This is a genomic window from Bacillus sp. FSL K6-0069, from assembly GCF_038007785.1.
In the GTDB taxonomy this organism is placed as follows: Bacteria; Bacillota; Bacilli; order Bacillales; family Bacillaceae_G; genus Bacillus_A; species Bacillus_A mobilis.
On the sequence record NZ_JBBOXN010000001.1, the window covers coordinates 1,686,192 to 1,702,815 of the forward strand.

14 protein-coding genes and 3 pseudogenes are annotated in these 16,624 nt (G+C 35.3%); 10 read left to right on the forward strand and 7 right to left on the reverse strand.

What is annotated here, in order from left to right; all coding sequences use genetic code 11:
- Window position 1 precedes the first annotated feature (1 nt).
- Window positions 2-331, reverse strand: coding sequence for a DUF3147 family protein (locus tag MHB74_RS08790; RefSeq protein ID WP_061680584.1), 330 nt, complete (start codon window positions 329-331; stop codon window positions 2-4).
- Entirely contained in the window at window positions 315-725 is a 411-nt protein-coding gene (locus MHB74_RS08795; RefSeq protein ID WP_061680585.1) for a MarR family winged helix-turn-helix transcriptional regulator, read from the reverse strand. Before MHB74_RS08795 ends, MHB74_RS08790 begins: the two co-directional genes overlap by 17 nt.
- Before the next feature lie 125 nt (window positions 726-850).
- Here MHB74_RS08795 and MHB74_RS08800 point away from each other — a divergent pair, with 125 nt between their 5' ends.
- The gene (locus MHB74_RS08800; RefSeq protein ID WP_061680586.1) at window positions 851-1,678 is read left to right on the forward strand and encodes a protein phosphatase 2C domain-containing protein; all 828 of its coding nucleotides are present in this window, start codon (window positions 851-853) and stop codon (window positions 1,676-1,678) included.
- Between the two features lie 42 nt (window positions 1,679-1,720).
- Here the strand turns inward: MHB74_RS08800 and asnB are convergent, their stop codons facing one another.
- Complete coding sequence (gene asnB / locus MHB74_RS08805) at window positions 1,721-3,544, reverse strand: asparagine synthase (glutamine-hydrolyzing) (protein WP_061680587.1); 1,824 nt, start codon at window positions 3,542-3,544, stop codon at window positions 1,721-1,723.
- A gap of 414 nt (window positions 3,545-3,958) precedes the next feature.
- On the opposite strand from asnB, the gene MHB74_RS08810 reads away from it, so the two are divergent.
- Together MHB74_RS08810 and MHB74_RS08815 are read left to right on the forward strand one after the other, a co-directional pair.
- Window positions 3,959-4,525 (forward strand): sigma-70 family RNA polymerase sigma factor, encoded by a 567-nt coding sequence (locus tag MHB74_RS08810; RefSeq protein ID WP_000840022.1) that lies wholly within the window; start codon window positions 3,959-3,961, stop codon window positions 4,523-4,525.
- The gene (locus MHB74_RS08815) at window positions 4,522-5,628 is read left to right on the forward strand and encodes a DUF4179 domain-containing protein (protein WP_061680588.1); all 1,107 of its coding nucleotides are present in this window, start codon (window positions 4,522-4,524) and stop codon (window positions 5,626-5,628) included. Before MHB74_RS08810 ends, MHB74_RS08815 begins: the two co-directional genes overlap by 4 nt.
- Before the next feature lie 39 nt (window positions 5,629-5,667).
- On the opposite strand, the gene MHB74_RS08820 is transcribed toward MHB74_RS08815, so the two are convergent.
- Window positions 5,668-6,741 (reverse strand): hypothetical protein, encoded by a 1,074-nt coding sequence (locus MHB74_RS08820; protein WP_061680589.1) that lies wholly within the window; start codon window positions 6,739-6,741, stop codon window positions 5,668-5,670.
- Between the two features lie 265 nt (window positions 6,742-7,006).
- Here MHB74_RS08820 and MHB74_RS08825 point away from each other — a divergent pair, with 265 nt between their 5' ends.
- Both MHB74_RS08825 and fbpA read left to right on the forward strand, forming a co-directional pair.
- Window positions 7,007-7,906, forward strand: coding sequence for a cation diffusion facilitator family transporter (locus MHB74_RS08825; RefSeq protein ID WP_061680590.1), 900 nt, complete (start codon window positions 7,007-7,009; stop codon window positions 7,904-7,906).
- A 193-nt stretch (window positions 7,907-8,099) separates the two neighbouring features.
- Window positions 8,100-8,270: a Fur-regulated basic protein FbpA gene (fbpA, locus tag MHB74_RS08830; RefSeq protein ID WP_000098301.1), complete on the forward strand. Its 171-nt coding sequence runs from the start codon at window positions 8,100-8,102 to the stop codon at window positions 8,268-8,270.
- A 53-nt stretch (window positions 8,271-8,323) separates the two neighbouring features.
- Here the strand turns inward: fbpA and MHB74_RS08835 are convergent, their stop codons facing one another.
- Complete coding sequence (locus tag MHB74_RS08835) at window positions 8,324-8,995, reverse strand: GntR family transcriptional regulator (protein WP_061680591.1); 672 nt, start codon at window positions 8,993-8,995, stop codon at window positions 8,324-8,326.
- Between the two features lie 16 nt (window positions 8,996-9,011).
- Window positions 9,012-9,977, reverse strand: a complete 966-nt coding sequence (locus tag MHB74_RS08840; protein ID WP_061680592.1) for a DMT family transporter — start codon at window positions 9,975-9,977, stop codon at window positions 9,012-9,014.
- A gap of 254 nt (window positions 9,978-10,231) precedes the next feature.
- On the opposite strand from MHB74_RS08840, the gene MHB74_RS08845 reads away from it, so the two are divergent.
- The 5 genes and pseudogenes from MHB74_RS08845 to MHB74_RS08865 form a co-directional block, all read left to right on the forward strand.
- Entirely contained in the window at window positions 10,232-10,891 is a 660-nt protein-coding gene (locus MHB74_RS08845; RefSeq protein ID WP_061680593.1) for a class I SAM-dependent methyltransferase, read from the forward strand.
- Window positions 10,892-11,220: 329 nt separating this feature from the next.
- Window positions 11,221-12,624 carry a Na+/H+ antiporter NhaC gene (gene nhaC / locus MHB74_RS08850; RefSeq protein WP_061680595.1) on the forward strand — a complete coding sequence of 468 codons (1,404 nt, stop codon included), beginning with the start codon at window positions 11,221-11,223 and terminating at the stop codon, window positions 12,622-12,624.
- A gap of 122 nt (window positions 12,625-12,746) precedes the next feature.
- Window positions 12,747-13,109 (forward strand): annotated as a pseudogene (locus MHB74_RS08855) (lyase family protein); the annotation flags it as partial.
- 640 nt (window positions 13,110-13,749) lie between these two features.
- Window positions 13,750-14,870: pseudogene (locus tag MHB74_RS08860) on the forward strand (RNA-guided endonuclease InsQ/TnpB family protein).
- A 144-nt stretch (window positions 14,871-15,014) separates the two neighbouring features.
- A pseudogene (locus tag MHB74_RS08865) lies at window positions 15,015-16,040 on the forward strand (class II fumarate hydratase); the annotation flags it as partial.
- Window positions 16,041-16,132: 92 nt separating this feature from the next.
- On the opposite strand, the gene MHB74_RS08870 reads toward MHB74_RS08865, so the two are convergent.
- On the reverse strand, window positions 16,133-16,555 hold the full coding sequence (locus MHB74_RS08870; protein WP_061676585.1) for a PH domain-containing protein: 423 nt from the start codon (window positions 16,553-16,555) through the stop codon (window positions 16,133-16,135).
- Window positions 16,556-16,624 lie beyond the last annotated feature (69 nt).

The window sequence follows — 16,624 nt, forward strand, 5'->3', positions numbered from 1 at the left end:
ACTAAGCTTGAAATAATTTTTGACAAGCAAAAACAATACACCAAACCCCTATACCCATTAGGACAGATGTACTAAGTGAAAATGAGTTTTTTAAACCAATATAGACGATAAATAATAGTAGTGCGGATGCGGGAAATCCATATAATACGCCTATAGCAAATTGACTTAATTCTTGTTTGTTCCCGCCTTCAAAAGAAATCCAAAATAGACTTAGTAAACTAACGAGTGGAAGGGCAGCAATAAAGCCGCCTATCGCACTGTAATGTTTAGCGACTTCAGTAATAACGCCGATAATAAGTGCCGAGACGATTACTTTAACGAGGAAATGCATATTTTGCCTCCTTCGCTAATAACGAAAAGGCTTTTTCGATTAATTGTTGTTCTTCTTTTGATAACTGAGATTCTAATATTTTTATCTTTTCTTTATCTAGTAAAGTATGCTTTTCTAATACTTCAATGCCTTCTATCGTTAATGTAAGGTTTACAACTCTTTCATCTTGTTTGTTTCTTTCTTTTATAATAAATCCTTTTTGAATAAGGCGCTTTACGTGTTCAGATGCTGTGTTATGAGAGAGACTAAGCTCAGTAGCGACTTTTCCAATTGTTATATCTTTCTCGCGAGAAACGATTTGTAAAATACGAATAGCTTGGTGAGAAAGGTTGTCTTCATATTCGTATCGTAAGTGATAATAAATACTCTCCCAATGTTGATTGATGTCTTTCATAATGATAAAGCCCCCTGTTTTTTATATCGTATAATAAGATATATTCGTTAGTATAGAAATAAAACCCTTTTATTTGGATAAAAAATGTTGAAAAAGTTTATTTTTATTGAAATATAAGGTAATCTATGTGTAAAGGTATACATTTAGCAAGAGAGAGGATGATAGCTGTGAATACATTCAAATGGATGAGTCATGAACAGATGTATGTAGATGAAATACATGTTGAAAAATGTGGTCCTCTTTCAGTCGGCGTATATGGGGGAAATCAAGAAAGTGATGCATATGAACGAGGAGATGCGGTACTTGCTTGGTGGGATCCTGAATTACAATTTGAATTTGTTATGATTTTTGATACACACCATAAAACAAAAAATATTGATTATATAATAGAAGCAATTTCAGAAAGAAAAGAGAAACTAAAAGAGTTATTTTCCTACCCGATACATTTAGCTTTTCATCATACACATATGTACTTATTAGCGTTATTTACAGATGAATTGTTTATTGAAAAATGTGATCAAGATGATGAGGAACTTGCATGCTTAATTTGTTTACGAAAAGGCGAATTTTTATATTGGCTATCAGTTGGTGATTGTTTCGCATATTTATTTCATTCTGAGAAAACGAAGAATGATAAAGGGCGATTAAATAAACGAAAGAATTACGAATATATCGGTAGGAAAAATATTTTTGCGGCAAATACACCTTGCTTTACGTCAGGTGTAAGAGGATTAGAAAAAGGAATGAATCATATTGTAATGGCAACGGACGGTATTTTAGAATGTGATAAACAAAGGTTTGATGATGATCAATCATTAGTAGAAATATTGCACGACGGAAGTTGCTTACAGATTGAACCAGTATTAACAAATGTACTGCAGTGGAAAGGTAGAGATTGTGCCACTATTATTGGATGGTCTATTGATACTGAAAATAAACGATGCGCTAATTAATATAAAAGGAGTTCAAGGTTTTTATCCTTGAACTCCTTTTTGTTAAGCGATATGGATGTGATACGTTTTTAACCATTCATTTACTTGAAGCATGTATTCCATAGCACTTCTTGCTTCAAAATTGTTAATTTCTTTATTGCTTTCATCGGCAATGGCAAGTAATGTAGAATGATTAATAAGTGAGAAAATAGGATTGTTTTTATTACTGCACATGTCGAGTGATAAATGACGGATTGTTTGCAGATAATGTGGATCTTGTGAAGTTGGATAAGCACTTTTTCTTCTATTACGTACATCGTCAGGTAAAGCAGGTTGTAGTGCTCTACGTAAAATGCCTTTTTCAATATTATCAATGCTTTTTATGTTGAAAGGAACGTTCCATAAATATTCAACTAATCGATAATCGCAAAACGGTACACGAACTTCAAAGCCTACAGCCATGCTCATACGGTCTTTACGGTCAAGTAAGAAAGGGAGAAATCTCGTTAAAAATAAATAAAACATTTGACGTTGTTTTGCGGATTTTTTACTTTCGCCTTCAAGAGTAGGTACTTCAAGTATCGCTTCTTGGAATCGTGCATCAATATAGTTTTCTAGGTTGCATTGGCTATTTACTTCATTTAGTAGAAGAGGAGAAGTGTTTTTCCAATTTGTTAGCCACGGAAACTTATCTACATATAGTAATTCTTCTTGATGAAACCAAGGATACCCACCGAATACTTCATCAGCAGATTCTCCAGATAAAGCTACAGTTGCATCTTTTTTCATTTCGCAAAATAGTAAATATAGTGAAGTTTCCATTTCACCGGCACTCGGTAAATCTTTTGCACAAAGGGGAACGAATAAGTGATTTGCTAATTCTTCAGCATTCACGATAATGTCATGATGCGATGTCCCTACATGTTCAGAAACGCGTTTTACCCAAGGAGCGTCTAAACCAGTGCGAGCAAATGTCAGCTCGAAATCTTTTGCGCTATTTACAAAGTCAACGGAATACGTATGAAGTGTTTTATTTTCAGCAGCAAATTCTTTCCCCGCTAGTGCAGTAATCCCGCTAGAATCTAATCCTCCTGATAACATACAAACGAGAGGAACATCGGCAATTAATTGTCTTTTTACTGTATCTTGTAAAATAGATAAAATATGTGATGATGTATCTTCAGTACAGTCTGTATGAACCTTACTTTCTAAATTCCAATACTTCTTAACTACTTTTTTATCACGTGTAAACGTTATAGAATGTCCAGCACGCACTTCTTGAATATGTTTAAAGACGCCACATCCTGGAGTTCGAAATAAGCCTAATCCAAATATTTCGTTTATGCCATCCGAATCAATTTCAGCAGGAACAGATGGATGAGCCAATAGCGCTTTTATTTCAGATCCGAAAATAATGCTGTCATTTCTTTCAGTATAAAAGAGTGGCTTTACGCCTAAGTGGTCACGTGCTAAAAATAATTGTTGCTTCTGATCATCCCATAAGGCGAAAGCGAAAATTCCGTTTAAATGTTGTACGCAATCTTCTTTCCATTCTAAATAAGCATGTAGTAACACTTCTGTATCTGAATGCGTTTCAAATGCATGACCACATTTTCGAAGTTGTTCTCTCAGTTCACGGAAATTATAAATTTCTCCATTATAAGTAAGAGCATACGTATAATCACCAGAACGAAATGTCTTCGGCTGTGTCCCACCTTCTGGATCAATAACAATTAAACGCCGGTGTGCAAAGGCCGCACGAGGTGAAAACCAAAATCCTTCAGCATCAGGACCACGATGCTGAATACTATTTGCCATCTTTTCTAAAATAACATGTTGATTTGAAAGATCTTTCTGCCAATCTACCCAACCTGTAATTCCACACATACACATCTCATCTCCTAATTTAAAATGTTGAAAAGTAGATTAATGAAATAAAGTGAAACTTTAATCAGTGGGGGGCCAGCCCCCACTGATTATTAGTTGAACCAATCGGGCTTTTACGGGCAGTTATCTCCCACCTAACTTCCTCGTATTCGCACAATTTTGAGGTGGGATTTACTGCCCGTTAATGCGGGGTAAAATGTACACTAAGTTAAAGAGTGACTATATAAATAGTGTACTACATGAATTAAAAGGCAGACTTGAGAAAATTTTCTTGTAATACATAGTTATGTGAGACAATGGCTTAGGGAAAGTATTCCATAACATACAAAAAATAAAAAAAGATGAGAGAAATTTTTTTGTAAGACGTTATATAGGGTGTAAAAGCTTTTACAAAAAAATAAGGGGAATCGCTACATGAAATCAAATGAGAAAAATTTTATAAAAAGATTACAACGGCAAAAAGAAGATGCGCTGGAATTCGTTGTTGATACATACTTACCACTCATAAAAGGAATCACGCACAAAGTTCTTCTTCCAGTTCAAAATGACGGACTCATTGAGGAATGTGTAAACGATATATTTCTTTCCATTTGGAATAACGCAAATAAATTTCATGGAGAGCCAAGTGACTTTAAAAAATGGATTGCGGCAATTGCGAAATTTAAAGCGATTGATTATTACCGGAAAGCGACTAGAAAAGTAGAAATTATTTCAGATGAGTTTCATATTAGTACGGAAAAGTCAGCTGAAGATGAATTAATCGTTATGGAAGATAGGGAAGAGTTATTGAAGCTTATTAATCAATTAGAACCGTTAGATCAAAAGGTGTTCATTATGAAATATCTTCTCGGTATGAAGACAGAAGAAATAGGAGACAAGTTAGGGTTAACTCGGGCAGCGATCGATAATCGTGTGTACCGTGGAAAAAAGAAACTACAACAAAATGCTACGAATATTAGTTTTGGAGGTAGTGCAATATGAAAGACATTTATGAACTATTAAATGATATTGATATAGATGAAAAAGAACTTGAAGAAATTGAGACTTCTGAAATTGAAAAAGAAAAAGTAAAACGGAATGTAAAACAGTCGATACGTACGAAGAAAAAGATGAAAAGTTGGAAAAAAGGTGTTGCTGCTGCATCTATTTTAGTAGGATTATCAGTTGCAACACTGGGCATTGGATTTCCTACGTATGCCGGGGGATTGCCAATTGTAGGTGACATATTCCGATTTTTAGATAATGGTAGAACAGGGTTATATGAAAATTATAAAGAGTTTTCGACTGAATTGAATATGACGAGAGAGAGTAATGGGGTTAAGGTTACAATTAATGATGCTGTTTTTGATGGTAGAACAATTACCATCACATATTCTATTGAGAGTGAAAAAGATTTAGGAGAGAAACCGTTCCCATTTGGAAGTCCGCAAGTTATGGGCTTTAATGGCGGAGGAGGTAGTTCGAACGTTACAAAAGTTGGAGAGAGAAAATATGTAGGTATGACTACGATGAGTGGTCATGGTAGTGAAAGGCTAGATGTAGCAAATGTTTGGTGGGATATAGAAGCAATTGAGTTGGATTATGAAGGTAATACAATAAAGGGAAACTGGAATTTCGCACTTAGTTTAAAAGCAATGGATAGTAAGGAAGTAAAGGTTAATAGGGTTTCTGAAAATGAATTAATAAAAGTAAACATAGACAAAATGGAAGTAACCCCGATGTCCTTTATCGTTTTTTTCAATCAGGAAGAATCTAAGGCATTACGAAGTATATGGGATAGTGCGGATGTTGAGTTAGAAATAAAAGATGATTTAGGAAATAAATATGCAGGTGAAGGAAATGGCGGAACTAGTACAGTAGCCGAACCGCATAAAAGTAGTTGGAGTGCTACATTCCAAAAGTTAAACGAAAATGCAACAAAGCTTATCGTTACACCTCGTGTGCACTTGCGAGTGCATACACCTGAAAATCATGGTGGAGTGGAGTATGTGAATGGAAAAGAGAAGAAAATTGAAGTTCCGAAAAAAGAAGCGAAGAGTAAAGATATAGTGTTAGATGATATTGTCATTGATTTAAAGAAATAAAAGAGAGACTGCCTAAAACCATTAGGCAGTCTTTTTTCGTTAAGAACTAGTTACGAGTAACGCATGAGGATGCTGCGTTTTATACTCATCTTTCCAAGGAATATTTAGTTGTTCCCATGATTCGCCGCTATCATTGGATTGAAACAGGCCGTTGTTATTTAAAGTGTAAAATGTATGTGGTTCTGCTGGATTTGTCGCAAACATCGAAATGACTGTACCGATTGCAGATGGTAGACCTTGTTGTACTTGCTGGAAAGGAGTATCTTTCGTTTTACGATAAATATAAGATTCATAAGGAATACGGTGATGAGCGAGGTCAGCACTTGGTGCGGCAGAAACGAGAATTGTATCGCAATCAGCCGGATCGATAGCCATACTGTATAAATAATGATGTTCAAGTCCTTCACTGCATGAGATCCAGCTGTTTCCACTGTTATAACTTTCGAGGTATGCGCGATCAGGTCCGCCCATAAATCCGTCACCGCATGATGCATAAAGGCGATTTGGAGCGTCAGGATGCATAAGCAATTGATGAGCATCGATAGGAGCACCAAATTTTTTATCAATCCATGTATGCCCTCTATCATTACTTTGAATAACAGCACCTGCTTCAATTGAAACATGGATTGTATTTGGAGTGTTTGGATCTACTGTTATCCAGCGTACGTGATGGGTGAAAGGTCTAGGAGGAAAAGCCCACGTATAAGAAGATAATAATGATTTCATATTTTTAAGTTCAGTCCACGTTTCACCGCCATTTTCTGAACGGAATAAAGCGCTCGGTTCTGTGCCGACATAAACGACGCCATATCCATTAACTTGTTCATTTGAGCTTATCGTTATGGAAGTGATAGAGGAGTGCAGAATACCATCCTCTTTAGGGAAATCAAAGTAACGATAGGAATCTCCAATCGGTCTCCACGAATACCCGCCATCGTCGCTTAACCATAAACCTCGTCCAAATGTTCCGCAATATACACGGTTTTGTTGGAATGGATCAACTGCAATACAGGTAGGTTGCATATTTTGTAAGTGATAGGATGCTTCATAGTTACCATATCGTTCTTTTACAACAACAAGTTCACGCTCCATACAGAGAAATAATCTTTTCAATTTCGTCTCCTCCTTAAAAATTCTTTCTTTAGTAAACAATATGAAAATAAAAAAGAAGTAGTCTTGTTTTTATTTGAGAAAAAGGACTTGTTTGAAAAAGAGCGAAGTGTGTATACAGAGGAAGCGGGATAAAGCGGAATTTTAATCAGTGTGTGGGGCACCGTTACTGATTATGAGCCTTCACCAATCGGGCGTTAATTCGGGATAAAGATGGGGAGTTTGTTTCATACTAACATACAGATATTGCACTTAAAGGAGCATTCGTATGGGACATTCACATGATCACGGTCATTCTAACAATAAAAAGGCGTTACTGATTGCTTTCGTACTAACAACAAGTTTTATGATTGCTGAAGTAATTGGAGGATTTGTAACAAATAGTTTAGCACTACTATCTGACGCGGGGCATATGTTAAGTGATGCGGTATCTTTAGCTTTAAGTTTACTTGCGTTTAAGCTTGGAGAAAAAACAGCAACAGCTGCGAAAACATATGGGTACAAGCGAGTCGAAATGTTAGCAGCATTATGTAACGGTGTCGTTCTTATTGTCATTTCAGTATACATTTTTATTGAAGCAATACGCCGTTTTAAAGAACCGGTTGAGATTGCTAGTAATGGGATGCTCATTATTGCCGTACTTGGTCTATTTATTAATATTTTATCAGCTTGGATATTAATGAGAGGCGGAGATGTGAAGGGCAATTTGAATTTAAGAAGTGCTTTCTTACACGTATTAGGCGATCTGTTAGGATCAGTCGGAGCGATTATTGCAGCGCTATGTATTAAATTTTTCGGATGGACTGCTGCAGATGCGATTGCTAGTATTCTTGTGTCTATTTTAGTCATTATTAGTGGATGGCGTGTAACACGTGATACGGTCCATATATTAATGGAAGGTGCACCACAGCACATAAATGTTGAAGAGGTAAAAAGTACATTATTAAATATTACGGTTGTAAAAGAAGTTCATGATTTGCATATATGGTCTGTCACATCTGATTTTCAAGTATTAACTTGCCATTTGATTATTAAAGATAATGAAACGCAAAGTGTATTAAAAGAGGCTACGGATATATTAAAGGAAAAATTTCATGTAGAACATGTCACCATTCAAGTAGAAATAGATGGTGAGTTTAATCATGGTGAGACAACTTGCAAAGTATGAAAGAAAAAGGATAAGAAAATGTGTCATAACATTTTTCGCACGGCATACATATATATAATGTGGCCACAAATACTTTGTAAGGTAAATATTTCATGAAATTACTTTACTTATAAAGAGTCATCTTTTATAATCAAAAGTGGTAATTGATAAAGATTATCATTTTCAATGATCGTAGAAAGGAGTTTTTTAAAAGATGAGTAGTCAACTCCGTTTTGCTGTTGAAAATCGTAAGAGGCATTTAATCGATGAGTTAATTGGAGCAGGTGTGTTTAAAATTCGCGACCGACAATTATACGAGCTGTCTTTAGAGGAATTGGAAAAAGAGTACGAAGATATGGAAGATTATGCAGATATTCAGGCATAACTATATAGATTAATAATAGAGCTGGTTACGATTTTGTGTAACCAGCTCTATTATTATTTCGTAGAAATTATTTTTTGTATTTCTTTCATTGGACGGAGCCAGTTTTGAGACATCATTTGTTCCATTTGTTTTTCGTCCTGCTTCTGCAGTGCTTGAATGATAGAATGATGTTCTTCAATAGATTGACCTGCTGGAACGAAGTTTTGGAAAAATAAATATTCAAGTCGTAAAACGTGAAGTTGCATATTTTCCAGAAATGGTTCAATATATTGGTTTTTAGCAATAGAAGAAATTGTATTGTGAAATTGTATATCTAGTTGTAAAGCTTGTTTTGCATTTTTGTTCTCTATAGAGCGCTGAAAGTCATCATTTATTTCAGAAAGTAGTTTCAAATCAACGTCTGTAATGTTTTGAAGTGCTTGCTTTCCTATAATAGAGTGAAGACCAGCCATCGTTTCATAAATGATAGGTATGTCGTCTAACTTAATAGGAGCAATTTTTGTTTTTTGCCCAGGTACCATTTCCACTAATCCAGAAAGTTCTAATATTTGAAGTGCTTCTCTTACAGGTGTTCTGCTTACTCCTAGTGCTTCAGCCAATTCCCCATCATTAATTCTTTCATCAGGCTGCAGTACACCTTCAATAATCCAATCTTGTAGTTGATTTAAAACGAGTGATTTTGCCGAAACTCTTCCTTGTTTTTTATAATTTTGAGGGATAGGCATAGTGAATTCAATCCTTTCATTGTATATTTTCCTTTTTCTCATGAACAAGCTTTAATTCGGGTTTGCCTTCATCTGGCTTTTGGCTTAAGATAAGCACCATTACAATTACACAAAGAGCCCCTAATAACTGAAAAGATTGAAACGGTACGTGTAATATAAGTACAGAAGAAATAATAGCTGCGAGTGGCTCTGTACAACCGAATAATGTCGTTTCTTTCGGAGTCAAGTATCGTATGCTGTCTAAGTATAAATAAAATGCAATAAGTGTCCCGAAAATGACGACAAATGTGATAAGCGGTAGGGTAGTTAGTTTTACATATTTCATAGTTGATAATAAAATGAATTCTTTTGTAGAAATAAAGTGTAGAATCGTTACTCCAATTCCCCCAATAATCATGCCCCATCCAACGATAACAGAGGAAGACCATCTTTCTAGTAATCCCTTTGAATATAAACTATAAAAAGCAAGAGATAATCCAGATAAAATACCCCAAATAATAGCTGGTGTAGAAACGGCCAAGTTATGAACAGATCCGTTTGTTAGTAAAAGAAAAGTTCCTACTAATGAAAGGGCAATTGAAATAAAATCAATTTTTGATGGACGAACGTTCCATTTGAAAAGTAAGTATACAGTGATAAATATAGGAGCTAAATATTGCAATAATGTTGCGACGGCAGCATTCCCTTCTTTAATAGAAGCAAAATACGTGTACTGTACAGCAAGCATACCGAATAGGCCAAACAAAATCATTTTAATAGCATCCGATTTTTGTTTCCATATGCCGAATATTTCTTTTTTTCTCGTTCCGAATGACGAAATAATGAGCAAGATAACGCCGGATATAAGCAATCGAATTGTAACTAACCATTCAGTAGAAACGTGTTCATATTGGAAAAGTTGTTGTGCAGCTGTCCCGGATAATCCCCATAAACAAGCACCAATTACAACCATAATGATTCCTTTTAAACGATTTGGATCCATATAGTTTTATTTCCTTTCTCTAAAAATAAGTTTTGAATACAATATGCAATATATCACGAAATGCATAAAAAATAAACTGAAATTTCTGTTTTGTGATATGGGGATTTTAGTAGTTCCAGTTATCTTTACGATATAAGTGATTAGGTTAAATAAAACGAGGCGAAATTATAAAATTAAATCATAATCAAGAAGATAAAAAAATAAAGATAAGAGTAATTTGGTTTGTTAAAAATATGTGTAGAAGGAGAAATGTGATGAGCTGGGTTACTCATAAACCAATATTTGAATTTGATCAATATAGTCCATATATTCGAATGAATTCGGCGTGGGTGGGACACTTAAACTTTGCTTATGATTTAGTACGATTTGAAAAGCCAGAAATATTAGTTGAGTTAGGTACACATTTAGGAGCTTCTTTTTTCAGTTTTTGCCAAGGGGTAAAAGATGGAGGATTATCTACAAAATGCTTTGCTGTAGATACTTGGGAAGGGGATGAGCATACAGGTCCATATGGAGAAGGTGTTTTTCAAATAGTGAGTAAATATACGGACATGAGTTATCCTCAAATAGGGAATTTAATTCGATCTACCTTTGACGAGGCGGTGGATCAGTTTCAAGATGGAACGATAAATTTGTTGCATATTGATGGTTATCATACGTATGAAGCAGTTTCTCATGATTATAAAACATGGTTACCGAAACTTGCGAATAACGGTATTGTTTTATTTCATGATATTGAGGTGAAAGGTCGAGACTTCGGCGTGTATAAATTTTGGGATGAGGTCAAAGCGAAGTACCCTCATTTTCAGTTTGAGCATTCATACGGACTCGGAGTGTTGTTTCCGAAAGGTTGTAGCGATAAGTTTGTGGAAATACTAAAAAATAAAGAAGAAATACAAAATATGTATAAATAAAAGTGGAGCATGCATCATTTTAATGATGTGTGCTTTTTTGCGTGGGGAAAAATGGTAGTCCTTAAAAGATGGGGAATAGTAAAAAGGTTTGTTGTGGCAAATATTAAAAAGGTTATTTTTGGGTTGTTCTATATAAAAAATGTAACATTTTTTATATTTTCCATTGCGAAAAGTAACATCTACTTTTACAATAGAAAAGGTGTCCAATATATTATACTGGAAAAATAAATCGAAATAATATGAAAATTTTGTTTTGTCTTCGCTAATTGTATATTACATACATGTAAGACGACATACGTCATGTTATCGACTTGTAAGGAGAGAAAAAAATGAAAAGTGTAAGATTACCATCGATGCTAGAAATCATAGTTCTTTTATTACTATTTCTTGCTGTTGTCTTTTCCTTCCAAACGATTTTTGATCTCCCAATTCAATTAGCGCTATTTATTTCATGGTTTTTAGTAATTGCGCTTGGATTAAGATTAGGATTTCGTTATCAAGAATTGCAAGATGCAATTACGAAAGGGATTTCTAACGGATTAGAAGCAATACTGATTTTAGTTGCAGTAGGTGCTTTAATTGGAACATGGATTGCTGGTGGCGTTGTCCCAACATTAATCTATTATGGATTAGAGTTTATTCACCCTAGCATATTCTTACTGGCAACATTAATTATTTGTTCGATAACTTCTATCGCGACAGGAACATCATGGGGAACAGTAGGAACAGCAGGTATTGCTATGATGGCAATTGGTGAGGGACTTGGATTACCACTTCCGCTTGTTGCTGGTGCAGTTCTTTCGGGAGCTTATTTCGGCGATAAATTATCACCACTTTCTGATAGTACAGTTCTTGCAGCGTCTATGGCAAAAGTAGATGTTATTGCTCACGTTCGAGCTATGCTCGTATTAGATGTTCCGGCTTATATTATTACTAGCATTATGTTTACAGTTGCTGGTTGGATGTATGGCGGCGATAATGTAGATTTGAATCGAGTAGAGTTTTTAAAAGAAGCTTTATTAAAGGAATTTGATATTAAAATATGGATGCTTGTTCCGGCGGTCATTGTTATCGCACTATTAGCGATGAAGAAACCATCTATGCCAACAATTGCAATGGGAGCTTTAATTGGTGCAATTTGGGCAACTCTTTTCCAAGGAATGAACTTTGGAGAGGCGATTGGAACAGCGTATAACGGATTCTCAATTCAATCTGGTGTTGAGTTTGTTGACAAGTTATTAAACCGTGGTGGAATTAACGGTATGCTTGGATCAGTAGCCGTTATTATTTTCGGTTTAGGATTTGGTGGATTACTTGAAAAACTAGGTGTTTTAAAAGTAATCGTATCAAAATTTGAGAAGAAATTAAATTCTGCAGGTAATGTAACATTGTCTACATTAATCGTGGCATTCTTAGCGAATATATTTGGTTGTGCGATGTACGTATCACTAATTTTAACACCGAAAATTATGGAAGATAGCTATGATAAATTAAAAATAGACCGACGTGTATTAGCACGTAACTCGGAAGTAGGTGGAACGTTAACTTCTGGTATGGTTCCGTGGTCGGATAATGGTATTTTTATGGCTGGTATTTTAGGTGTAGCAACGTTCTCATACGTTCCGTTTATGTGGTTAAGCTTTGTATCGTTAATTTTAGCAGTTATTTACGGATATACAGGCAAATTCATCTGGTATGTAGATGACGTTGAAAAAGGAAAGCAAGTATCATAAAAAATACCTTCTGCGATGGCAGGAGGTATTTTTTTATATATATAAGTGAGAATTCTTATCATCTGGGTGAAAGTCTGTTAATATAAGAAATGTAGGTATTTTATTTTCAAGGGGATGAAAAAATGGAGTACAGAATTGAAAGAGATACAATAGGAGAAATAAAAGTTCCAGCTGATAAATTATGGGCAGCACAAACGCAACGTAGTAAAGAAAACTTCCCGATTGGAACAGAGCAAATGCCGCTTGAAATTGTAAAAGCGTTTGCGATTTTAAAAAAGAGTGCAGCACTTAGCAATCAAAAATTAGGAAAGCTATCAGAAGAAAAAGCAAAAGCAATTGTGGCAGCAGCTGACGAAGTGATTGCAGGGAAATGGAATGAACATTTTCCACTTGTCGTATGGCAAACGGGTAGTGGTACACAGTCAAACATGAATGTGAATGAAGTAATTGCAAATCGAGGGAATCAAATTTTGAAAGAGAAGGGTAACTAACTGTTACGATTTATTTAACCAATTATAATGAAAGTTAATTAAATATATCAGTAAGCCCTGCTAGTCAAGTGATTGGCTAGTAGTGAGGGTTAACTGCGGGCAATCCCTAAAGCTGATTGAACTACAACGTGGCTAGAAATAGCGAGCGTGAATGTCGCGAAAGCAGAAAAAATCAATCAGATGGTGCAAGGTTAAATCCTAAACACTAGAACAATGGGTCTTCCGCCTCGAATCATCTAAGTCAAAATGGATAAGATGAACGTTCAACGACTATCTCGTATAACTGACGAGAGTACATCACAAGCCTATGGTGGTGGAAAAATCCTCTATCTCTAAGTAGATAAACATATAGTCTGCGCTCATGTGAAAACATGAGAAGTTCATAAGAGAACTGGCTAAGGAATTGCGCCCTTAGTTGAACAAGATAAATTTTATTGAATCTATCAAACTTCATTGAATTTATCGAACGTACGTGCTATGTTTGGTTCAATGAGGTGAGAATAATAATGAAATTTTCACGAGTTAGTCAAGTATCGGAATTAACAGGTTTGTATCCTGGTAGTCTTAGGAGAATGCTGGTGGAACACGCTACGATTCAGAAGAACAAATCTTTCATTAAAGGAGTTACATTCTGATGATATTGGCGAAGAAAGTCAGACTGATTCCAACGCCTGAACAAGAAAAAGTGCTTAGAAACCATGCTGGTGCTGCAAGATTTGCTTATAACTATTGTAAAAGAATGAGTGATAGATACTATAAGCTATTTGGAAAATCTGTTTCACAGTTAGCTTTACAGAAACGATTTACAAAGATCAAGAAGCGAAAGAAATATGAGTGGTTAAAAGACATCAATGCACAAGTTCCTAAACAGGCTTCAAAAGATTTTGATACGGCGAGGAAACATTCGTTCAAAAAGTACAAAAATGGTTATCACACTTCTTATAAATCCAAAAAAGATTTAATCCAAGGATTTTATGCCAATTATGAAAGACTGATTATAGGAAAGAAAGTAGTTCATATTCAGTCTATTGGAGAAGTGAAAACAAGCCAACAACTACCAAGAAACAAAAAAACATCCAATCCAAGAGTTACATTTGACGGTCGTCACTGGTGGATTAGTATAGGATTTCAAGAAGACTTTGAATTACAAGAACTAACCGATAAGTCGATTGGTGTGGATGTTGGTTTAAAAGAGCTTCTAATGGTATGAAAGAACGAAATATAAACAAAGATGCCAAGGTTAAAAAACTTTTGAAAAGGAAAAAGTCAGCACAAAGAGATATGTCTAGGAGATTTAAAAAAGGTGTAAAAATTCAATCTGCCGGATATGAAAAAGCTAAAACTGAGCACCTGCGGTTATCTAGGAAAATTACGAATATCCGAAATAACCATATCCATCAAGCGACAGCTAAATTGGTGAAAACCAAACCAATGAGGATTGTTGTGGAAGACTTATCCATCTCAAACCTGTTAAAAAACAAAAAACTATCGAAAGCATTTTCATTTCAAAAATTAGACTTCTTCTTTCAATGTTTGTCATACAAGTGCGAAAAGTACGGCATTGCGTATGTAAAAGCTGATAAATGGTTCGCCTCAAGCAAGATTTGCTCATGTTGCGGAGTAAAATACGACCATTCAGTTCAACCAGAAGGACAGTCGAGTTTAAAAATACGTGAGTGGTGTTGTGCTTCATGCAATAGCCATCACGATAGGGATGTAAATGCGTCGATAAATTTATCAAGATGGGTAAAATAAATGCTTGATAATAGGAGGTAACGATACTGCCTCGTGTGGAGTGTTATACCCCTCGTCCCTTCGGGGTTGCGAGAACACGATGAAGCACTAACTTGTGTAAATTTGATTGAATTGTATAGATTTAGTTAAGTTTATCGTATCGGATCTGATGTACATATTCATCCAAATGATGATGTGAACATGTCTCAAAGTTCAAATGACACATTTCCGACAGCGCTTCATGTAGCATGTGTAATTGCAGTAGAAAATCACGTATTGCCAGCAATTACGAAATTAAAAGAAACGTTAGCAGAAAAAGTAACTGCATTTGAACATATTATAAAAATTGGTCGTACACACTTACAAGATGCAACGCCTTTAACATTAGGACAAGAAATTAGCGGATGGCATCGTATGCTTGAAAAAACAGAGCGTATGATTGCAGAGAGCAATACATATATGAAAGAGCTTGCAATTGGTGGTACTGCAGTTGGAACAGGTATTAATGCTCATCCTAAATTTGGTGAGATGGTGTCAGAGGAAATTAGCCAATTTACAGGTAAGCAATTTATTTCTGCACCAAATAAATTCCATGCATTAACGAGCCATGATGAAGTTGTATATACGCATGGTGCATTAAAGGCATTAGCTGCTGATTTAATGAAGATTGCTAACGATGTACGCTGGCTGGCAAGCGGTCCACGTAGTGGTCTAGGCGAAATTATTATTCCGGCAAATGAGCCAGGAAGCTCTATTATGCCAGGGAAAGTAAATCCAACGCAAAGTGAAGCGTTAACTATGGTAGTAGCGCAAGTGATGGGAAATGATACAACAATCGGATTTGCTGCGAGCCAAGGTAATTTTGAGTTAAACGTATTTAAACCTGTTATTGCATATAACTTCTTACAATCTGCTCACTTATTAGCGGATGCAATTGTTTCATTTAATGATAATTGTGCAGTGGGTATTGAAGCAGATGAAGAAGTAATTAAAGAGAATGTGAATCGTTCATTAATGCTCGTTACAGCATTAAACCCGCATATCGGATATGAAAATGCAGCGAAAATTGCGAAGCATGCTCATAAAGAGGGGTTAACGTTAAAAGAGGCAGCATTGCAATCTGGACTACTAACAGAAGAGCAATTTGATGAAATTGTAGATCCGAAAAAAATGATTGCTCCGAAAGAGTAATAAAAAAGCCAAGATTCTTTGTTTAGAATCTTGGCTTTTTTGATATATATTTGTATGTCTTCTGTTTGTATTACTGCAATTGCCAAAATATATTATTTGTTAGCAGGACTATTCAATACTTTCATTTGTGGACAGTTTTCTTTTAAGAGTTCAATGAATTTTTCTTCTTCTTTGGGTACGAAAGTTGTCACAGAATCAAATAAATTGTAATGGATTTCTAATTGCTGCCTAGTCCACTTTTCAGAGCGAAGTGTTTTGCCGGAGAATTTAACGTGATGAATATCTTCAAATGGAATTTCAGTATGAAATACAAAACCATGTTTTACAACAAGGGATGTTTCCGTTACATTGTAGTGAGAAAAATAGAATGAAGAAAGATTCACGACATTTAGTAGCATCATGAGAGTGAAAAAAATAGAATTTTCATTTTGGAAGAATAGTGAAACGAGAAAAATACTGATAAATAATGTAATAAAAATGACGTGAAATGGATTCTTTTTCGCTTTAAATTTCAAGTTAGTCACCTCGGTATACGTGTACTCTAATTAAATTAAATCACAACATCGTAATAAAACGCGTGAATA

What these genes read in the sequence shown, in the direction of transcription:
- MHB74_RS08790 (WP_061680584.1), bottom strand. Translation starts at nt 331, where the DNA reads ATGCATTTCCTCGTTAAAGTAATCGTCTCGGCACTTATTATCGGCGTT.
- MHB74_RS08795 (WP_061680585.1), bottom strand. Translation starts at nt 725, where the DNA reads ATGAAAGACATCAATCAACATTGGGAGAGTATTTATTATCACTTACGA.
- MHB74_RS08800 (WP_061680586.1), top strand. Translation starts at nt 851, where the DNA reads ATGTGTAAAGGTATACATTTAGCAAGAGAGAGGATGATAGCTGTGAAT.
- asnB (WP_061680587.1), bottom strand. Translation starts at nt 3,544, where the DNA reads ATGTGTGGAATTACAGGTTGGGTAGATTGGCAGAAAGATCTTTCAAAT.
- MHB74_RS08810 (WP_000840022.1), top strand. Translation starts at nt 3,959, where the DNA reads ATGAAATCAAATGAGAAAAATTTTATAAAAAGATTACAACGGCAAAAA.
- MHB74_RS08815 (WP_061680588.1), top strand. Translation starts at nt 4,522, where the DNA reads ATGAAAGACATTTATGAACTATTAAATGATATTGATATAGATGAAAAA.
- MHB74_RS08825 (WP_061680590.1), top strand. Translation starts at nt 7,007, where the DNA reads ATGGGACATTCACATGATCACGGTCATTCTAACAATAAAAAGGCGTTA.
- fbpA (WP_000098301.1), top strand. Translation starts at nt 8,100, where the DNA reads ATGAGTAGTCAACTCCGTTTTGCTGTTGAAAATCGTAAGAGGCATTTA.
- MHB74_RS08835 (WP_061680591.1), bottom strand. Translation starts at nt 8,995, where the DNA reads ATGCCTATCCCTCAAAATTATAAAAAACAAGGAAGAGTTTCGGCAAAA.
- MHB74_RS08840 (WP_061680592.1), bottom strand. Translation starts at nt 9,977, where the DNA reads ATGGATCCAAATCGTTTAAAAGGAATCATTATGGTTGTAATTGGTGCT.
- MHB74_RS08845 (WP_061680593.1), top strand. Translation starts at nt 10,232, where the DNA reads ATGAGCTGGGTTACTCATAAACCAATATTTGAATTTGATCAATATAGT.
- nhaC (WP_061680595.1), top strand. Translation starts at nt 11,221, where the DNA reads ATGAAAAGTGTAAGATTACCATCGATGCTAGAAATCATAGTTCTTTTA.